The following is a 17,348-nucleotide window of genomic DNA, read 5'->3' on the forward strand; positions in this document are numbered from 1 at the left end:
GCGTTTCCCTTTCCGGCGGTTCCGACTCTATCAGATCCTTTCGGGCTCTGATTCCCCGTCAGAGGGGGTTGTCTTCGGCTTCTCGGCTTTCGCCCGTCGGCCTTTCGACATTCACTACGTTAGCTGATTTCTCCGGCGACTCGTAATCGAGTCTCGCGAGTTCGAATTCGGACATGCAGGCACACCGAAAACGCCCCCGCTGAGGGGAAACCGTAGGTAGTGGGTTGGCCGCTTCCGGCTGCAGGCGAATTGCCGTACCCGGTTCAAGCGGCTCGGGCTACATTACGCGCCTCGCAGGGGCGAGTCAACCTCGGCGGCGCCTCGGCACGTGGGCCCGGTACGGGCTCACCGTGGGGTCGTCGGCGACCCAGTAACGCCACGGGTGGACGCCGCCGTCCCCGGCCACGCCGGTGCGCGGGCCGTTGCGTACCTGGTCAGCAGGGACGGGGGTTCCGGTCAGGATGCGCAGGGGGGTGTCCCCGGAGGCGCAGGCGTCGGTGCCGTTCAGGACGCGGTCCACGTCGAGGGCGGTGGCCAGACGGGCGGGACCTTTGGCCAGTTCCTTGTCATTGCGGGCCGAGAGTCGACGGGTGCGAGCCTGCTCGGCTCCCTCGATGATCTCGCCGGCGCGGAGCAGCACGGCACTCGCCCTGCCCTCCGGGCCGCACACCAGGTTCATGCAGAACCACATGCCGTAGGTGAAGTAGACGTACACGTGGCCGGGGGGACCGAACATCACGTCGTTGCGGGCCGTGCGACCGCGGTAGGCGTGGGAGCCGGGATCGTTCGGACCGTCGTAGGCCTCGACCTCCGTCAGGCGGAGCGCGATCGGACCGTCCGGGGTGGTGCGTACGAGGATGCGGCCCAGGAGGTCGGGGGCCACCTCGAGGACGGGGCGGTCGAAGAAGTCCCTGGGCAGGGGCGTACGGTCGGGGCTCGCGATCATGCCGTCCGAGCGTAACGCAGGCGGCTGGAATCCAGGGTGGCAAGGCGGGCACCCGCCTTGCCGGGGTGAGGGGCGTGGAACCGGCCACGGCCGGATCGCGTTTGTAGGGATCAAGGGTTCACACGCAAAGCCTGGAGAGGGAGAGACATGCCGTTCAAGAAGCTGCTCGCGAGCCTGGGAGCCGGCGGGGCTTCGGTCGAGACCGTGCTGAGTGAGGTCAACGTCGTTCCGGGCGGTGTCGTCCAGGGTGAGGTGCGGATCCAGGGAGGTTCCGTCGACCAGCAGATCGAGGCTCTGTCGGTCGGGCTGCAGGCCAAGGTCGAGGTGGAGAGCGGCGACCAGGAGTACAAGCAGGACATCGAGTTCACGAAGCAGCGGCTCGGGGGTGCCTTCGAGCTGAAGGCGGGCGCCGTGCACGCGGTGCAGTTCGGGCTGGAGATCCCCTGGGAGACGCCGGTCACGATGATCGACGGGCAGGCGCTGCGCGGGATGAACATCGGGGTGACCACCGAGCTGGAGATCGCCCGGGCTGTGGACTCCGGTGACCTGGACCCGATCAACGTGCACCCGCTGCCGGCGCAGAAGGCGATCCTGGACGCGTTCATCCAGCTGGGCTTCCGCTTCAAGAGCGCGGACATGGAGCGCGGCCACATCCGGGGCACCCGGCAGAAGCTGCCCTTCTACCAGGAGATCGAGTTCCTCCCGCCGCAGCAGTACCGGGGTCTCAACCAGGTCGAGCTGAGCTTCGTGGCCGACGAGCAGGCGATGGACGTCGTCCTGGAGATGGACAAGAAGCCGGGGCTCTTCAGCGAGGGCAGCGACACGTTCCGGTCGTTCAAGGTGGGGCTGAACGACTACCAGGGGACCGACTGGACGGCGTACCTCAACCAGTGGCTGTCCGAGGTCGGCAGCAGGCGCAACTGGTTCTAGGCTCGGGTACCTCTGCACCACACGATCAGGAGGTACCGAGGTGACCGAGCTCAAGCGGCGTCCGCTCCCCCATGACTTCCACCCGCCCGTGCCGTCGTTCACGGTCACGAGCGAGGACGTCCAGGAAGGGGCGACCCTCAAGGACGCTCAGGTCTACGCGGGCGGCAACACCTCACCGCAGCTGCGGTGGGAGGGTTTCCCGGCCGAGACCAAGAGCTTCGCCGTGACGTGCTACGACCCGGACGCCCCGACGGGAAGCGGGTTCTGGCACTGGGTGGTGTTCGACATCCCCGCCTCGGTGACCGAGCTGCCGGTGGGCGCGGGCAGCGGCAAGTTCGAGGGTCTGCCGGAGGGTGCCGTCCAGGTGCGCAACGACTACGGCACCAAGGACTTCGGCGGTGCCGCGCCGCCCGCCGGGGACGGACCGCACCGGTACGTCTTCACGGTGTACGCCGTGGACCAGGAGAAGCTGGGCCCGGACGCCGAGGCCACTCCGGCGTTCGTCGGCTTCAATCTGCGGTTCCACACGATCGCGCGCGCCCATCTGATCGGTGAGTACGAGGTGCCCGCCGAGGGCTGAGTGTTCCGAGCGTTCATGGAACGTTTGCCCGCCCCTGGTCTTGGAATGGATCAGGGGCGGGCATTTTTGTTGCCGGGGGTGGTGGGGGAACGTCCCCTCCAGGAGCAGCAGATATTGCGTTGTCCATCTCGGCGTGCCCGGCCAGAGTTGATCCCAGCCCGCCAGGGGGTGGGCCGGTGCACACGGGAGGTGGGCTGGTATGCGGGACACGCTGGTACTGAACGCGAGCTTCGAGCCGTTGTCGACGGTGACGCTGAATCGAGCCGTCGTTCTGGTGCTCCAGGACAAGGCCGTCGTCGAGCAGGCCCACCCCGAACTGCGGATGCGCGGAGCCGCGGTCGACATACCGGCGCCCCGGGTGATCAGACTGTGCCAGTACGTACGCGTGCCGTTCCGAAGACGTGCCCCGTGGTCGAGGCGGGGTGTGCTGGTCAGGGACCGGCACCGGTGCGCGTACTGCGGCAGGCGGGCGACGACGGTGGACCACGTGGTGCCGCGGTCGCACGGCGGGCAGGACACGTGGCTGAACACGGTCGCCTCGTGTGCGGAGGACAATCACCGCAAGGCGAACCGGACCCCCGAGCAGGCCGACATGCCGCTGCTGCGGCAGCCGTTCGAGCCGACGCCTGCCGACGCGATGTTGCTGGCGCTGGGGCAGGACGACTTCGACGCACTGCCGGAGTGGCTCGCGCAGTCGGCGGCTTAGCCGGGTACGGGAACGGGGCTCACCTCCAGGTGGAGGTGAGCCCCGTTCCCGTACCCGGCTCTCAGTCGATGGACGGCTTCTCGCGGCGTTCCTGGGCCGGGACGCCGCCGTGGCCCGCGGTGCTGCCGCCGCTTGCCGAACCGCCGCCCATCGGGCCGAAGTTGCCGATGGCGCCGGACAGGCCCTTGAGGGCGTCGCCGATCTCGCTGGGCACGATCCAGAGCTTGTTGGCGTCGCCTTCGGCGATCTTCGGGAGCATCTGGAGGTACTGGTAGGAGAGCAGCTTCTGGTCCGGGTCGCCGGCGTGGATGGACTCGAAGACCGTGCGGATGGCCTGGGCCTCGCCCTCGGCACGCAGGGCGGCGGCCTTGGCCTCACCCTCGGCACGCAGGATCTGGGACTGCTTCTCGCCCTCGGCGCGCAGGATCTCGGACTGCCGGACACCTTCGGCCTGGAGGATCGCGGCGCGCTTGTCGCGGTCGGCGCGCATCTGCTTCTCCATCGAGTCCTGGATGGAGGTGGGCGGTTCGATGGCCTTGAGCTCGACGCGGTTGACGCGGATGCCCCACTTGCCGGTGGCCTCGTCGAGGACGCCGCGCAGGGCCGCGTTGATCTCCTCGCGGGAGGTCAGGGTCCGCTCCAGGTCCATGCCGCCGATGATGTTGCGCAGGGTGGTGACGGTGAGCTGCTCGATGGCCTGGATGTAGCTGGCGACTTCGTAGGTCGCGGCGCGGGCGTCGGTCACCTGGTAGTAGATGACGGTGTCGATGTTGACGACCAGGTTGTCCTGGGTGATGACCGGCTGCGGCGGGAAGGGGACGACCTGCTCGCGCAGGTCGATGCGGTTGCGGATGGTGTCGATGAAGGGGACCACGATGTTGAGGCCCGCGTTCAGGGTCCGCGTGTAGCGGCCGAAGCGCTCCACGATGGCGGCGCTCGCCTGGGGGATGACTTGGATGGTCTTGATCAGGGCGATGAAGACCAACACCACCAGGATGATCAAGACGATGATGACCGGTTCCATCGTCGTTCCCGTACCCTTCTCCGCCTCGGCGCTTTCGGCAGAACCTTGATGACTGCAGATCTTACGGCTGTTGAAGATCTTGCTGGTCGAGTCTGACAGACCGTCGCGTACCTCGGGGGGCGTTCGCTTCAGTTGCGGTGGGCGCGGTCACATGATGATGGCGGTGGCCCCCTCGATGTCCACGACGTCCACTTCCTGGCCCACTTCGTAGGCGCGGCCGGTGTCGAGGGTCCGTGCCGACCAGACCTCCCCGGCGAGTTTGATCCGGCCGCCGGAGGCGTCGACACGCTCCAGAACGACGGCCTGCCTGCCTTTCAACGCGTCGACGCCGGTGGCGAGTCGGGGCCGTTGGGAGCGGTGCCGGGCCGCGACGGGCCGTACGACGGCGATGAGCGCGACCGAGACGATGACGAAGACGAGGAGCTGGACGACGAGGCCGGCACCGACCCCGGAGGCGATGGCGGCGGCGACCGCGCCGACGGCGAGCATCCCGAACTCCGGCATCGCGGTCACGACGAGCGGGATTCCGAGCGCTGCCGCGGCGACGAGCCACCACACCCATGCGTCGATGTCGTTCACATGGTCATGGTAGGTGCGGGAGACGTGCCGGGACAGGGCGCACCGGGGGCCGGTCAGGACAGGGGAAGGCCCTGGGCGGTCCAGCGGTCGCCGACCTGCTCGACGACGAGCGGGAGGCCGAAGCAGAGGGAGAGGTTGCGGGAGGTGAGTTCGAGCTCCAGCGGGCCGGCGGCCAGCACCTTGCCCTGACGGATCATCAGGACGTGGGTGAAGCCGGGGGCGATCTCCTCGACGTGGTGGGTGACCATGATCATCGAGGGGGCGATCGGATCGCGGGCGAGACGGCCGAGGCGGCGGACGAGGTCCTCGCGGCCGCCGAGGTCGAGGCCGGCGGCCGGTTCGTCCAGGAGCAGCAGCTCGGGGTCGGTCATCAGGGCGCGGGCGATGAGGGTGCGCTTGCGCTCGCCCTCGGAGAGGGTGCCGAACTTGCGGTCGAGGTACTCGGTCATGCCGAGGCGGTCGAGGAAGGCGCGGGCGCGCTGCTCGTCGATGTCCTCGTAGTCCTCGTGCCAGCCGGCCGTCATGCCGTACGCGGCGGTCAGCACGGTCTGCAGGACGGTCTGGCCCTTGGGCAGCTTCTCGGCCATGGCGATGCCGGCCATGCCGATGCGCGGGCGCAGCTCGAAGACGTCGGTGCCGGGCTTGCCGAGGGTCTCGCCGAGGATGGTCGCGGTGCCCTTGCTGGGGTAGAGGTAGCTGGACGCGACGTTGAGGAGGGTGGTCTTGCCGGCGCCGTTGGGGCCGAGGATGACCCAGCGCTCGCCCTCCTTGACCGACCAGGAGACCTGGTCCACCAGAGCCCGGCCCTCGCGGACCACGGATACGTCCTGAAGCTCCAGAACATCGCTCATGAGCGCGTTGTCTCCCCTTGCAGTGTGGCCGGTCTCGGCTGACGCGTACGCCTGTGGCTCGGGCCGCCGCCGGTGGGCGCAGCCCTCTAGGAAATCTACGCCACCGGTCGGCTTCGGCGTTCCATCGGTCCGGTCCTTAGGGTGGGAGCATGCTCACGGAACCACGTGCAGGACGCCTTGCCGCTTGGGGAAATGCCCTTATTGCCGGACTTGTCTCGCCGGATGACGCCGTGCTCGCGATCGTCGGCGAGGACGCGGTGCACCGGGTGGAGGGGCTGCCGGGTGAACCGGCGCCGGTCGGTCTCACGCTGGCCCTGGGCCGGCTGCGGACGCTGGGGGCGACCGGGCTGCGGGTGGCGCTGCCCGCGCCCGGGCATCCGCTGGGGCTGAGCGGGCCGCCGGAGTTCAACGCGCGGGCGCTGGAGGCGGAGGAGGCCGTGGTCTGTCACGGTGCCGCGTTCGGGCTGGTGCCGGAGGTGTACGAGGCCGGGCCCGAGGGTGATGTGCATGTCGAGGTCGTGTGGCACTGCCTGCCGGTGCGGGAGGCGCCGCCCGCCGACGTGCCGTCGCTCGGGGAGGCCGAGCGGGAGCTGGCGGAGGCGCTCCGGGAGGCGACCGAGGTGCTGACGCGGCTGGACGTGGCCGGGTCGGGGCCGGTGGCCGAGGCGGCGATCGCCGCGTACCGGGCCCGGGCGGAGCGGGGGCGGGAGGTGCTGGCGCCGGGGTATCCGCCGCGTGCGGTGCGGGTGCTGGAGCTGGCGCAGCGGGTGGGGGCGTTGATCTCGCTGGCGTACGAGAACGGGCACGGGGGTGCGGTGAGCGCGTCCGAGATGGCGGCGCGGGGGGCTGCGCTGCGGCCGGTGGAGAGGACGGCTCGGCGGGCGCAGGTCGCGGCGTACAACTCCGTTGTGGAGGAGCGGGAGCGGGGGGTGCGGTGACGTCCCTTGGTTGGGGTGGGGGTTCGTCGGGGCGGTGACGTGTCTCGGCAGGGGAACCGGCGTTCGGGCGGGGCGGGGGTGGGTCCCGCTGCCCGGCGCCGGCGGGGTGCCGCCGCGCCCACCCGTGCCGCCCCAGGCGGCACGACTGCCCGCGGTGACGGCGGGGCGCGTGCCCTTGGTTGTGGCGGTGCGATGGTCCACGGTTACCGCAGGGCGCGTACGCACGGTTGCGGCGGGGCACGCGTACTCGCGGTTTACGGCAGGCGCCCGACTGCGGTGACGGCAAGGAGCGTGTTGACGCTTGCGGCGGCACGGAGGCGCGCGGTGACGGCAAGGAGCGTGCTCACGCTTGCGGCGGCACTGAGGCGCGCGGTGACGGCAACGGGCGTGCTCACGCTTGCTCACGCTTGCGGCAGCACGGAGGCCCGCGGTGACCGCAACGGGCGTGCTCACGCTTGCGGCAGCACGGAGGCCCGCGGTGACCGCAACGGGCGTGCTCGCGCTTGCGGCAGCACGGAGGCCCGCGGTGACCGCAACGGGCGTGCTCGCGCTTGCGGCAGCACGGAGGCGCGCCGTTGCGGCAGGGTGCGTGTCCGCGGTCGGGGTGGGTGATGCATGTGGTCGGGGTGGTACGTGACCGGCCTCCCGGGTGGGGGCCCGGGAGGCCGTGGTCACCTACCGCTCGCCGACCGGAGTCAGTCGTTGACGCCGAGGTTGCCGAAGGCGGGGTTCAGCAGGCCGATGACGTTCACGCTGTTGCCCACGGCGTTCACCGGGATGTGCACCGGCACCTGGACGACGTTGCCGGAGGCGACGCCGGGGGAGCCGACGGCCTTGCCGTGGGCGGCCGCGCCGTCGGTGGCGGAGGCCATGCCCGCGCCGGCGGCGAGCAGCCCGCCGGCCACCATCGTCACGGCCGCTGCCTTCTTCAGGTTCTTCACTTACAAGCCCTCCTTGCGATCGCCGCGGCAGTCGCCGCAGCACGCACTGGAGAACGGCCGGGCGCGACGGAGGATGCGCCATGTGGGGGACATTCCCACGACGGTATGAATCTCGGATCGGAACGGAACCGTCCGGGTTGCCACTGCGTACCGGTCAGCCGGTCACTCCGTGGCGCACGGCCCAGAGGGCGGCCTGGGTGCGGTCCGCGAGGTCGAGCTTCATCAGGATGTTCGAGACGTGGGTCTTGACGGTCTTCTCCGAGAGCACCAGCGCACGGGCGATCTCCCGGTTGGAGCGGCCGTCCGCTATCAGGCCCAGCACCTCGCGCTCCCGTTCGGTCAGGGAACCGGCTCTGCCCTGACCGGAGTTGTTCTCCTCCTGCGACAGCAGGGCCCCGGCGACCTCGGGCTGGAGCAGGATGTGCCCGGCGTGGACGGAGCGGATGGCGCCCGCCAGCGCGTCGGGGTCGACGTCCTTGTACACATAGCCGGCGGCGCCCGCCCGCAGGGCCGGGACCACCGTGCGCTGCTCGGTGAAGCTGGTGACGACCAGCACGCGCGCGGGGTTGTCCAGCTCTCGCAGTCTGCGCAGCGCGTCGACGCCGTCCATGTTCGGCATCTTGACGTCCATGAGGATCACGTCGGGCCTCAGTTCCCCGGCGCGCTCCACTCCCTCGGCGCCGTCCGCCGCCTCCCCCACGACCTCTATGTCGTCCTGCACCTCCAGGAACGTGCGCAGCCCCCGGCGGACGACCTGGTGGTCGTCGACGAGCAGCACCTTGATTGCGTCAGCCACCGGGGACCTCCATCTCGATCGTGGTGCCCTTGCCGGGCGCCGATTCCACGGTCAGCCTGCCGCCGACCCCGCTCGCCCGGTCCCGCATCGAGACCAGGCCCAGATGACGTCCCGCGCGGCGCACCGTCCGCGGATCGAAGCCCGTTCCGTCGTCGGTGACGCGCAGTACGGCTCCGGGACCGCGCCGGCCGAGCGTGACGTCCACGTGTTGTCCTCCGGAGTGCCGCAGGGCGTTGTGCAGGGCCTCCTGGGCGACACGCAGCACGGCCTCCTCCTGGGCGGCGGGAAGCGCCTTGACGCCGTGGCCGGCGAAGGTCACGCGCGCGCTGTGGGCGCGGTCCAGGACCTGGATCTGGGTGCGGAGGGTGGCGACCAGGCCGTCCTCGTCGAGGGCCGCGGGGCGCAGTTCCACCACGGCGGCGCGCAGTTCGTCGGCGGCCTCCGCGGCGAGCCGGGCGACCTGTTGCAGCTCGCCCTTGGCGCGGGCCGGGTCGCGGTCCACCAGGGCGGCGGCGGCCTGGGCGGTCAGGCGCAGGGAGAAGAGCTTCTGGCTGACGGCGTCGTGCAGTTCGTGGGCGAGGCGGGAGCGCTCCTCCGCGATGGTCAGTTCGCGACTGCGCTCGTACAGCCGCGCGTTGGTGAGCGCTATCGCGGCGTGCTGGGCGAGGATGCCGAGCAGTTCCTCGTCCTCCTCGGTGAAGCCGCAGCCGCCCTCGGGCTTCGGACAGTTCTTGTTCGCCAGGAACAGGGCGCCGATGACCTCGTCGCCGTCCCGGATCGGCAGGCCGAGGAAGTCGGCCAGGTCGGGGTGGGCGGACGGCCAGCCCTCGAAGCGGGGGTCCTTGCGGACGTCGGCGAGGCGCTCGGGCCGGGCGTCGTGCAGCATCGCGGCGAGGATGCCGTGCTGGCGGGGCAGGGGGCCGATGGCCTTCCACTGCTCGTCGCTGACGCCGTCGACCACGAACTGGGCGAAGCCGCCGTGATCGTCGGGTACGCCGAGCGCGGCGTACTGCGCGTCGAGCAGTTCGCGGGCGGAGGCGACGATCGTCTTGAGGACGTCGCGCACCTCCAGGTGCCTGCTCATGGCCAGCAGCGCGGAGCTCACCGCGGCGAGGCCGGACCGGGGGCCGTGACTCATGTCCTCACGGTACCGGCGGGGTGCGACAGGCGGATCGGACCTGTGGCGGCCGCCGCCTAGGGCGGTGGGCCTAGGCCCCTGGTCCCGCCCGAAGGGCCTAGGGCGAAGGCCCCGCCGGTTTGCTGCCCCTGCCCGAGGCGCCCCCTGGGTCCCGGTTCCTACGTTGAGGCACACGCCGATCAGGAGGCGCGGACGACGAGGGGACGTGTGTCATGCCGGTAGCGATCATCACGGGGGCGTCGAGGGGACTGGGCCGGGCGCTGGCCGAGGCCCTGGCCGCCCGGGGCTGGGACCTGGTGCTCGACGCCAGGACGCCTCAGGTACTGCAGGAGACGGCGCTGGCGCTGAAGCCGTACGGCACGCGCGTGGCGGCGCTGCCCGGGGACGTCACGGACGCCGCGCACCGGGCCGAGCTGGTGGCTGCGGCGTGGCGGTTCGGGGGCGTCGACCTGCTGGTGAGCAATGCGAGCGCGCTGGGCGCGGAGCCCCTGGTGCGGCTGGAGGAGCTGCCTCTGGACGGGCTGCGGCGGGCCCTGGAGGTGAACGCGGTGGCGGCGCTGGGCCTGGTGCAGGAGGCGTTGCCGCTGCTGCGGGCGGCCGGGGCGGGCGCGGTGATCGCGGTCAGCTCGGACGCCGCCGCCGAGGCGTACGAGTCATGGGGCGGTTACGGGGCGTCGAAGGCGGCCCTTGACCACCTGGCAGCGGTGCTGGCGGTGGAGGAGCCACGGCTGCGGGTCTGGGCGGTCGATCCCGGTGACATGGCCACGGACCTCTACGTGGCCGCCGTACCGGACGACGACGATCCGCGGCCCGCTCCGGGCAGTGTCGTCCCGGCCTTCCTGCGTCTGCTGGACGAGCGGCCGGCGAGCGGGCGCTACGGGGCGCCGGCGCTGCTCCAGGAGCGGCGATGACCTCGCTGACGGGGTTCTCACCGCGGGGGCCGGTCCGGGCGTGGGGGAAGCTGCCGGAGGAGCTGTCGGCGCGGGTGCCGGTCGAGCAGCGGGGTCCCGGGCTTGACCGGGACGCCGTACGGCTGCTGGTGTCGCGCGGTACGGAGGTGTCGCACCACACGTTCCCGGAGCTGCCGCGGCTGCTGCGGGCCGGGGATGTCCTGGTGGTCAACACCTCGGTCACGCTCGCCGCGGCCGTCGACGGGCGGATCGGGCACGCGCGCGTGGTGGTGCACTTCTCCACGCGGGGGGACGACGGCCGGTGGGCGGTGGAGCTGCGGGATCCCGACGGGCGGGGCACCACGCGCGCGCGTGCGGGTGCGCCCGCGGGAACAGAGGTGAGGCTGCCCGGAGGCGTGCGGCTGGTGCTGGAGGAGCCGCTGAGCGCGCGTGGCGACCGGTTGTGGTGGGCGCGGTTGCGGGGTGGGGACGTGCCCGCGTTGCTGCGGGAGCACGGGCGGCCCATTCGTTACTCCTATACGGAGCGGGACCAGCCGTTGTCCGCGTACCAGACCGTGTTCGCGCTGCCGTCCGCCGACGGGGCGGGCAGCGCGGAGATGCCGAGTGCGGCCCGGCCCTTCACCGCGCGGCTGGTGGCGGAGCTGGTGAGCCGGGGGGTGCAGTTCGCACCGGTGTCGCTGCACACCGGCGTCGCCTCGGCGGAGTCGCACGAGCCGCCGTATCCGGAGCGCTTCTCGGTGCCGGAGGCGTCGGCGCGACTGATCGAGGCGGCGCGGGCGGGGCAGGGCCGGGTCCTGGCGGTGGGGACGACCGCCGTGCGGGCCGTTGAGTCGGCGGCCGGTGCCGACGGGAGCGTACGGGCGCGGGAGGGATGGACCGATCTGGTCGTCACCCCGGAGCGCGGGGTGCGGGTGGTGGACGGGCTGCTGACGGGGTTCCACGAGCCGGAGGCCTCGCATCTGCTGATGCTGGAGGCGGTGGCGGGGCGGGCGGCGGTCGACCGCGGTTACGAGGAGGCGGTGCGCCGGCGGTACCTGTGGCACGAGTTCGGGGACGTGCATCTCCTCCTGCCGTAGGAACAGCCCGGAAGACCCTCACCCACTGCATTGCTCTCGCAACCGCCAGTGAGATCGGCGAGGGGTTCGTGTGAGCCCGCACATAGGGCCCAGATCACGTACGAAGGGGGGTAGGAGAGCACCTCGTCCGTTTTGAGCGGGGCAGATGGTCCAATCTGCCCCGTTTTGCCCTTCCCTGATCCACTACCCGGGATCGTAGGTCACATCTTTGCCTGTGGATTTTGCGGCCGCTAAGAATTGCTCTCGTCGCTCAGCGCCGTGGGTTCCAGCCCGCGGCGTTTGTGCAGGAAGCACCCCTGTCCCCACCGGACGCGAGCGACCTCCGCGCTATTCGAAGAGGTCTGTCCCGCATGCTCAAGAACATCCTCACCCGTGCTCATAGTCGTCCCCTGACCCGCACCCACAAGATCGCGGCCGCCGGTGTCGGTACGCTCGGCGCCGCCGCCGTCGCCTTCAGCGCGGTGCCGGCCAGCGGGCAGACGGCCACGAGCGAGGTCGCCGCTCCCACGGCCAAGGTCGCTTACAGCACCGAGCAGATCAAGGACGTCCACGCCGGCGTCACCGACCAGCTCGCCGCCGCGAGCCAGAAGGTCGCCGCCATCGAGGCGAAGAAGCAGGCCGCCGCCGAGGCCGCCGCGAAGAAGCAGGCCGCCGCCGCCGCGAGGAAGGCGGCCGCCCGGGCCGCCGCCGAGAAGGCCGCACAGCAGCGGGAGGCGAAGCAGGCCGCGAGCCGGGCCGCCCAGCGCGCCGAGGTGAAGCAGGTCTCGACGAAGAGCTACGCCAACAACCTCGACGGCTGGATCCGCGAGTCCCTCGCCATCCTGAAGAAGCACGGCATCCCGGGCTCCTACGACGGCATCCACCGCAACATCATGCGTGAGTCCTCGGGCAACCCGAACGCCATCAACAACTGGGACATCAACGCGCAGAACGGCATCCCGTCCAAGGGCCTGCTGCAGGTGATCCCGCCGACCTTCGAGGCGTACCACGTCCCGGGCACCCCGAAGAACATCTGGGACCCGGTCGCCAACATCACCGCGGCCTGCAACTACGCGGCCGACCGCTACGGCTCGATGGACAACGTCAACAGCGCGTACTGAGGTCGGCGCGGGCCTCTTCTCGCGGGCGTACCGGACGTACGCCGAACGCCGAAGGGCGGCACCCTCCTGACGGGGTGCCGCCCTTCGGCGTTCTACGGCAGCGTCACTTGCGCATGACCTCGGGCTCGTGACGGCGCAGGAAGCGGGCCACGAAGAAGCCGCAGATCACGCCGAGGGCGATCAGCGCGGCCATGTCCAGGCCCCAGGCGCCGACGGAGTGCTCCCACAGCGGGTCCGTCTCGCCGCCCTGCTGGGGCGGGCTGATCTTGTTGAAGTCCAGCGTGGCGCCCGCGGCGGCGACCGCCCACCGCGACGGCATCAGGTACGAGAACTCGTTGACGCCGACCGCGCCGTGCAGCGTGAACAGGCAGCCCGTGAACACCACCTGGATGATCGCGAACATGACCAGCAGCGGCATGGTCTTCTCGGCGGTCTTCACCAGCGACGAGATGATCAGGCCGAACATCATCGAGGTGAAGCCCAGCGCCATGATCGGCAGCGACATCTCGACCATCACGGCCCCGCCGAGGATCAGGCCCTCCTCCGGGATCTCCCGGCCGGCGAAGCCGATCACGCCGACCATCAGGCCCTGCAGCACGGTGATCAGGCCGAGCACGAACACCTTGGACATCAGGTACGCGGAGCGCGACAGGCCGGTCGCGCGCTCCCGCTCGTAGATGACCCGTTCCTTGATCAGCTCGCGGACTGAGTTCGCGGCGCCGGCGAAGCAGGCGCCGACCGCGAGGATCAGCAGGACCGTGGTGGCGGTGCCGTTCGGGATGATCCGGCCGGTCTGGGGGTTGGCCGGGTTGGGCAGCAGGCCCTTGTCCGCGTCGATCAGCAGGCTCACCGCGCCGAGCACGGCCGGGAGGATCACCATCAGGGCGAGGAAGCCCTTGTCGGAGGCGATCACCGAGACGTAGCGGCGCACCAGCGTGCCGAACTGCGACATCCAGCCCTGCGGCTTGGGCGGCTTCATGGCCTGCATCGGCGGCATCTGTACGGACTGCGGGGCGACGGCGTCGATGTCCGCGGCGTACATCTGGTAGTGCTGCGAGCCCTTCCAGCGGCCCGCCCAGTCGTAGTCGCGGTAGTTCTCGAAGGCGGAGAAGACGTCGGCCCAGGTGTCGTAGCCGAAGAAGTTCAGGGCCTCCTCGGGTGGGCCGAAGTAGGCGACCGAACCGCCCGGAGCCATCACCAGCAGCTTGTCGCACAGCGCCAGCTCGGCCACCGAGTGGGTGACGACGAGGACCGTGCGGCCGTCGTCGGCGAGGCCCCGCAGCAGCTGCATGACGTCGCGGTCCATGCCCGGGTCCAGGCCACTGGTCGGCTCGTCCAGGAAGATCAGCGACGGCTTGGTCAGCAGCTCCAGGGCGACGGACACGCGCTTGCGCTGGCCGCCGGAGAGCGAGGTGACCTTCTTGTCCTTGTGGATGTCGAGCTTCAGCTCGCGCAGCACCTCGTCTATGCGGGCGTCACGCTCGGCGGCCGTGGTGTCGGCCGGGAAGCGCAGCTTGGCCGCGTATTTCAGGGCCTTTTTGACGGTCAGTTCCTTGTGCAGGATGTCGTCCTGCGGGACCAGACCGATGCGCTGGCGCAGCTCGGCGAACTGCTTGTAGAGGTTCCGGTTGTCGTAGAGGACCTCGCCCTGGTCGGCGGGCCGGTAGCCGGTGAGCGCCTTGAGCAGGGTCGACTTGCCGGAGCCGGACGGGCCGATGACCGCGATCAGCGACTTCTCGGGGACGCCGAAGGAGACGTCCTTGAGGATCTGCTTGCCGCCGTCGACCGTGACGGTCAGGTGGCGGGCGGAGAAGGAAACCTCACCGGTGTCGACGAACTCCTCCAGCCGGTCGCCGACGATCCGGAACGTCGAGTGGCCGACGCCCACGATGTCGGTCGGGCCGAGCAGTTGCGAGCCGCCCTTGGCGATCGGCTGGCCGTTGACGTACGTGCCGTTGTGCGAGCCCAGGTCGCGGATCTCCATGCGACCGTCGGGCGTCGAGTGGAACTCGGCGTGGTTGCGGGAGACCTGGAGGTCGGAGACGACCAGGTCGTTCTCCAGCGCACGGCCGATGCGCATCACGCGGCCCAGCGAGAACTGGTGGAACGTGGTCGGGCTGCGGTCGCCGTAGACCGGCGGCGCCCCCGCCGCGCCACCGGGTCCCTGCTGCTGGGGGAAGTGCGGAGCGGCCTGCTGCGGCTGCGGCGCGCTCTGCTGGGGGTTCTGCCAGTCGGCATGCGGAGCCTGCTGCGGAACCTGATGCTGCGGAACCTGCTGCGGTTCCTGCTGCTGCGGCGGCTGTTGGGCGGGTGCCTGCTGGGCCCAGCCGGGGTTCGCGCTCTGCGCGGCGTACGGCTGCTGCTGGGGCTGCCCCTGCTGCGTGCCGACGGCGGCCGCGCTGCCGGTCAGGTTCAGGCGCGGCCCGTCGGTCGCGTTGCCCAGGTGCACCGACATGCCGGGGCCGAGCTCCACCTGGTGGATCCGCTGGCCCTGCACGAACGTGCCGTTGGTACTGCCGTGGTCCTCGAGGACCCAACTGCGGCCGTTGAAGCTGACCGTGGCGTGCCGCCAGGAGACCCTGGCGTCGTCGAACACGACCTCCCCCTGCGGATCGCGTCCGAGCACGTAAGACCTGGACGGATCGAGCGTCCAGGTCCGTCCATTAGATTCCAGTACGAGTTCCGGCACTCCATGCCCCACTGAGTTGTCCCCCGAGTTACCCCCGTCGCAGGGAGTCTAGGGATGTCGAACATCGGGGGGAACTATTTCAGGCTCGGCCCCCTGACCGAAAGTCGGGCCTCGTGAAGAGTGCGTACGTGCGCCCCGACCGATTCCGTTGACGGGGTTGAAACCTGCCCGGAGAGTGGTAATCCACGCGAGGGGGACATGCGCGGCAACCCGGCCGCGCCGCGGATCGGGGGGTCTGCCATGAAGGCGTCCACGAGCGTCGGGAACGAGGGGTACGGCACGAAGGTGCCGTGGGCGGACGTCGTGCTGTCCGCGATCGCCTCCGTGAGCTGGGCGTTGATCGGGATGGCAGGGGCGGCGGCGCTCGGTCTCAGGCTGCTGGACGCGGACGCGGCCGGCTCGCTCGGGCCGATGACCGCCGCGGTGGTGGCGCTCGCGGCGGGGGGTTCGGTCACGCCGTCCGGGGACGTGTCCGCCTTCGGGCTGGAAAGCGCCGAGGCGCGCACCGCCATCGAGATCACGCCATTGGGAGTGAGCCTGGTCGGTGCGGTGCTGCTGTCGTTCTTCTTCCTGCGGTCGTTGCGGGCGGCGGGAGTTGTGGTCTCGCGCGCCGAACTCCTCGCGCGCGCGGGCACGGTGGTCGCCCTCTTCGTGGCGATGCTGGGCGGGCTGGCCTGGGCGGGCCACGACGTCGTCACGATCGACGGCGGCTCCCTCGGACTCGGCGACCTGCCCGGCGACGGCGGGGGCGGGGGTGTCGGGATTCCGGGGCTCGGAGACCTCGGTGACATCGGCGGCCTGCTGCCGGACCGGATCGGGGACCTCGTCGACGCGAAGGCGGCGGTCGGCTTCACCGTCGACACCGCGCCGACCCTGCTGGGCGGACTGGGCTGGTCGGCCGGGATCCTGCTGATCGCGCTGCTCGCCTCGCGCCGCACGCCGCTGCCGCGCGGGTGGGAGGCACTGCACCGGGCGGTGCGGCCCGCGGTGTCCGCCCTGGTCGCGGTGTTCCTCACGGCGGTGGCGGCCGGGTACGCGGCCGCCGCCTACGCGGCGATCGGCGACGACCACCCCCGCCGGATCGCGGGCGCGGCGCTTCTGGGCGCGCCGAACGGCGTCTGGCTCGGCGTGCCGATCGGTCTGCTCGTGCCGTGGGACGGGCGCGCGAGCGGGGAGCTGGCCGGGCTCCTTCCGGATCCGCTGGACGAGCTGCTGCGCGTGAGCGGCGACGAGCCGGTCACGCTGGGGCGGCTGGCGGAGCTGGACGGGCGGGTGTGGCTGCTCGGGGTGGCTGCGGCGCTGACGATGCTGCTCGCGGGCGTGCTGACGGCGGTACGGACGCCGGTGGGGTCCGACGCGCGTGCCCCGGGCTTCGCGGGGCGGTGCGCCGTGCGGCTGGGGATCGCGACCGCACTGGCACTGCCCCTGCTGGTGTGGCTGACGGAGGTGTCCGTGGACGCCTCGCTCTCGGTGCTCGGCTTCGACGCGTTCGGCGCCGGTATCGAGCTGCGCGGGCACCTCGGTACGGCGCTGCTGCTGGGCGCCGTGTGGGGCGCGGGTGCGGGGGCCGCGGGTGCGCTGTCGGCGTGGGCGAGCGGGGCGGCGGGACGGCGGGCGGCGCCGTTGGCACGGGGTGCCGGGGGGACGGGCGCGCCGGGTGCGGGCGGTGGCGTGGACGAGGCGCCGTTCGCGGCGTCGCCGTCCGGGCCGTACCGGCCCGGTACGCCGCACCGGCCGCCCGATCCCGGTACCAACCCGTACCTGCGACCGCCGGACGAGGCGCGGCGAGCGCGGGACCCACGCCCTGCCGGGCCGGCGGGGCCGGGTGCGGACTCCGGTGCGGGGTACACGCCGGACTCCGGCAGGCCGCCCTCCGCCGGTACCGGGCGGCGTTCCGACGCCGGCGACGACGTGTACGGCGCTCCCACGGTGGCGGGGCCCCTGGAGCCGCCGCGGGGCCCCCGGCTGCCCCCGGGTTCCGGGGAGCGGTCCGAAGACCGGCCGCCGTCCCGGTGGGGCGAGCGTCCCCCTCCCCCGCCGCCCCCGCCTCCGGCGCCGCCGCGGCGGCCGCGGGACGGGCAGTGACACGGACGGCGATCCCGGCTCGTCGGCGAAACGCCATGTCCGCGCCGTCCGGGCGCCA

16 protein-coding genes are annotated in these 17,348 nt (G+C 71.4%); 8 read left to right on the top strand and 8 right to left on the bottom strand.

Annotated features, from left to right (window positions below; genetic code table 11):
- Nucleotides 1–304: 304 nt before the first annotated feature.
- Complete coding sequence (locus IE260_RS09435) at nt 305–946, bottom strand: DNA-3-methyladenine glycosylase (protein ID WP_189870062.1); 642 nt, start codon at nt 944–946, stop codon at nt 305–307.
- Between the two features lie 147 nt (nt 947–1,093).
- Between IE260_RS09435 and IE260_RS09440 the strand changes: the two genes are divergently transcribed.
- The 3 genes from IE260_RS09440 (at nt 1,094) to IE260_RS09450 (ending at nt 3,162) form a co-directional block, all read left to right on the top strand.
- Nucleotides 1,094–1,876 (top strand): sporulation protein, encoded by a 783-nt coding sequence (locus IE260_RS09440; RefSeq protein ID WP_189870063.1) that lies wholly within the window; start codon nt 1,094–1,096, stop codon nt 1,874–1,876.
- A gap of 40 nt (nt 1,877–1,916) precedes the next feature.
- Nucleotides 1,917–2,456, top strand: coding sequence for a YbhB/YbcL family Raf kinase inhibitor-like protein (locus tag IE260_RS09445; RefSeq protein WP_189870064.1), 540 nt, complete (start codon nt 1,917–1,919; stop codon nt 2,454–2,456).
- A 199-nt stretch (nt 2,457–2,655) separates the two neighbouring features.
- Nucleotides 2,656–3,162: an HNH endonuclease gene (locus IE260_RS09450; RefSeq protein ID WP_189870065.1), complete on the top strand. Its 507-nt coding sequence runs from the start codon at nt 2,656–2,658 to the stop codon at nt 3,160–3,162.
- A gap of 61 nt (nt 3,163–3,223) precedes the next feature.
- On the opposite strand, the gene IE260_RS09455 is transcribed toward IE260_RS09450, so the two are convergent.
- The 3 genes from IE260_RS09455 to IE260_RS09465 form a co-directional block, all read right to left on the bottom strand.
- Nucleotides 3,224–4,186 carry an SPFH domain-containing protein gene (locus IE260_RS09455; RefSeq protein ID WP_189870066.1) on the bottom strand — a complete coding sequence of 321 codons (963 nt, stop codon included), beginning with the start codon at nt 4,184–4,186 and terminating at the stop codon, nt 3,224–3,226.
- Nucleotides 4,187–4,333: 147 nt separating this feature from the next.
- Nucleotides 4,334–4,765, bottom strand: a complete 432-nt coding sequence (locus IE260_RS09460) for an NfeD family protein (protein ID WP_189870067.1) — start codon at nt 4,763–4,765, stop codon at nt 4,334–4,336.
- Between the two features lie 53 nt (nt 4,766–4,818).
- Nucleotides 4,819–5,616 (bottom strand): ABC transporter ATP-binding protein, encoded by a 798-nt coding sequence (locus tag IE260_RS09465; RefSeq protein ID WP_189870068.1) that lies wholly within the window; start codon nt 5,614–5,616, stop codon nt 4,819–4,821.
- Nucleotides 5,617–5,765: 149 nt separating this feature from the next.
- Between IE260_RS09465 and IE260_RS09470 the strand changes: the two genes are divergently transcribed.
- Complete coding sequence (locus IE260_RS09470) at nt 5,766–6,554, top strand: Rv1486c family protein (protein ID WP_189870069.1); 789 nt, start codon at nt 5,766–5,768, stop codon at nt 6,552–6,554.
- A gap of 695 nt (nt 6,555–7,249) precedes the next feature.
- Here IE260_RS09470 and chpE read toward each other — a convergent pair.
- The 3 genes from chpE to IE260_RS09485 all read right to left on the bottom strand — a co-directional run bounded on the left by chpE (nt 7,250) and on the right by IE260_RS09485 (nt 9,429).
- Nucleotides 7,250–7,495 (bottom strand): chaplin ChpE, encoded by a 246-nt coding sequence (gene chpE, locus IE260_RS09475; protein WP_189870070.1) that lies wholly within the window; start codon nt 7,493–7,495, stop codon nt 7,250–7,252.
- A 154-nt stretch (nt 7,496–7,649) separates the two neighbouring features.
- Nucleotides 7,650–8,291, bottom strand: a complete 642-nt coding sequence (locus IE260_RS09480; RefSeq protein ID WP_189870071.1) for a response regulator — start codon at nt 8,289–8,291, stop codon at nt 7,650–7,652.
- The gene (locus tag IE260_RS09485; protein WP_189870072.1) at nt 8,284–9,429 is read right to left on the bottom strand and encodes a GAF domain-containing sensor histidine kinase; all 1,146 of its coding nucleotides are present in this window, start codon (nt 9,427–9,429) and stop codon (nt 8,284–8,286) included. The genes IE260_RS09480 and IE260_RS09485 overlap by 8 nt, the downstream gene beginning before the upstream one ends.
- 212 nt (nt 9,430–9,641) lie before the next feature.
- On the opposite strand from IE260_RS09485, the gene IE260_RS09490 reads away from it, so the two are divergent.
- From IE260_RS09490 to IE260_RS09500, 3 genes are all read left to right on the top strand, one after another.
- A complete protein-coding gene (locus tag IE260_RS09490; RefSeq protein ID WP_189870073.1) occupies nt 9,642–10,340 on the top strand; it encodes an SDR family NAD(P)-dependent oxidoreductase in 699 nt (232 codons plus the stop codon).
- Nucleotides 10,337–11,416 carry an S-adenosylmethionine:tRNA ribosyltransferase-isomerase gene (locus tag IE260_RS09495; RefSeq protein ID WP_189870074.1) on the top strand — a complete coding sequence of 360 codons (1,080 nt, stop codon included), beginning with the start codon at nt 10,337–10,339 and terminating at the stop codon, nt 11,414–11,416. The genes IE260_RS09490 and IE260_RS09495 overlap by 4 nt, the downstream gene beginning before the upstream one ends.
- Nucleotides 11,417–11,766: 350 nt before the next feature.
- On the top strand, nt 11,767–12,516 hold the full coding sequence (locus tag IE260_RS09500; RefSeq protein ID WP_189870075.1) for a transglycosylase SLT domain-containing protein: 750 nt from the start codon (nt 11,767–11,769) through the stop codon (nt 12,514–12,516).
- A 103-nt stretch (nt 12,517–12,619) separates the two neighbouring features.
- Here IE260_RS09500 and IE260_RS09505 read toward each other — a convergent pair whose 3' ends face one another.
- The gene (locus tag IE260_RS09505; protein ID WP_189870076.1) at nt 12,620–15,205 is read right to left on the bottom strand and encodes an ABC transporter ATP-binding protein/permease; all 2,586 of its coding nucleotides are present in this window, start codon (nt 15,203–15,205) and stop codon (nt 12,620–12,622) included.
- A 240-nt stretch (nt 15,206–15,445) separates the two neighbouring features.
- Between IE260_RS09505 and IE260_RS09510 the strand changes: the two genes are divergently transcribed.
- Nucleotides 15,446–17,290 carry a streptophobe family protein gene (locus tag IE260_RS09510; RefSeq protein WP_189870077.1) on the top strand — a complete coding sequence of 615 codons (1,845 nt, stop codon included), beginning with the start codon at nt 15,446–15,448 and terminating at the stop codon, nt 17,288–17,290.
- Nucleotides 17,291–17,348: the final 58 nt, after the last annotated feature.

Origin of the sequence: Streptomyces viridiviolaceus (genome assembly GCF_014650995.1) — a bacterium.
GTDB lineage: Bacteria > Actinomycetota > Actinomycetes > Streptomycetales > Streptomycetaceae > Streptomyces > Streptomyces viridiviolaceus.

Excerpts from the sequence above, each read along its gene's own strand:
- IE260_RS09435 (WP_189870062.1), bottom strand. The coding sequence starts at position 946 with ATGATCGCGAGCCCCGACCGTACGCCCCTGCCCAGGGACTTCTTCGAC.
- IE260_RS09440 (WP_189870063.1), top strand. The coding sequence starts at position 1,094 with ATGCCGTTCAAGAAGCTGCTCGCGAGCCTGGGAGCCGGCGGGGCTTCG.
- IE260_RS09450 (WP_189870065.1), top strand. The coding sequence starts at position 2,656 with ATGCGGGACACGCTGGTACTGAACGCGAGCTTCGAGCCGTTGTCGACG.
- IE260_RS09455 (WP_189870066.1), bottom strand. The coding sequence starts at position 4,186 with ATGGAACCGGTCATCATCGTCTTGATCATCCTGGTGGTGTTGGTCTTC.
- IE260_RS09465 (WP_189870068.1), bottom strand. The coding sequence starts at position 5,616 with ATGAGCGATGTTCTGGAGCTTCAGGACGTATCCGTGGTCCGCGAGGGC.
- IE260_RS09470 (WP_189870069.1), top strand. The coding sequence starts at position 5,766 with ATGCTCACGGAACCACGTGCAGGACGCCTTGCCGCTTGGGGAAATGCC.
- IE260_RS09485 (WP_189870072.1), bottom strand. The coding sequence starts at position 9,429 with ATGAGTCACGGCCCCCGGTCCGGCCTCGCCGCGGTGAGCTCCGCGCTG.
- IE260_RS09490 (WP_189870073.1), top strand. The coding sequence starts at position 9,642 with ATGCCGGTAGCGATCATCACGGGGGCGTCGAGGGGACTGGGCCGGGCG.
- IE260_RS09495 (WP_189870074.1), top strand. The coding sequence starts at position 10,337 with ATGACCTCGCTGACGGGGTTCTCACCGCGGGGGCCGGTCCGGGCGTGG.
- IE260_RS09500 (WP_189870075.1), top strand. The coding sequence starts at position 11,767 with ATGCTCAAGAACATCCTCACCCGTGCTCATAGTCGTCCCCTGACCCGC.
- IE260_RS09510 (WP_189870077.1), top strand. The coding sequence starts at position 15,446 with ATGAAGGCGTCCACGAGCGTCGGGAACGAGGGGTACGGCACGAAGGTG.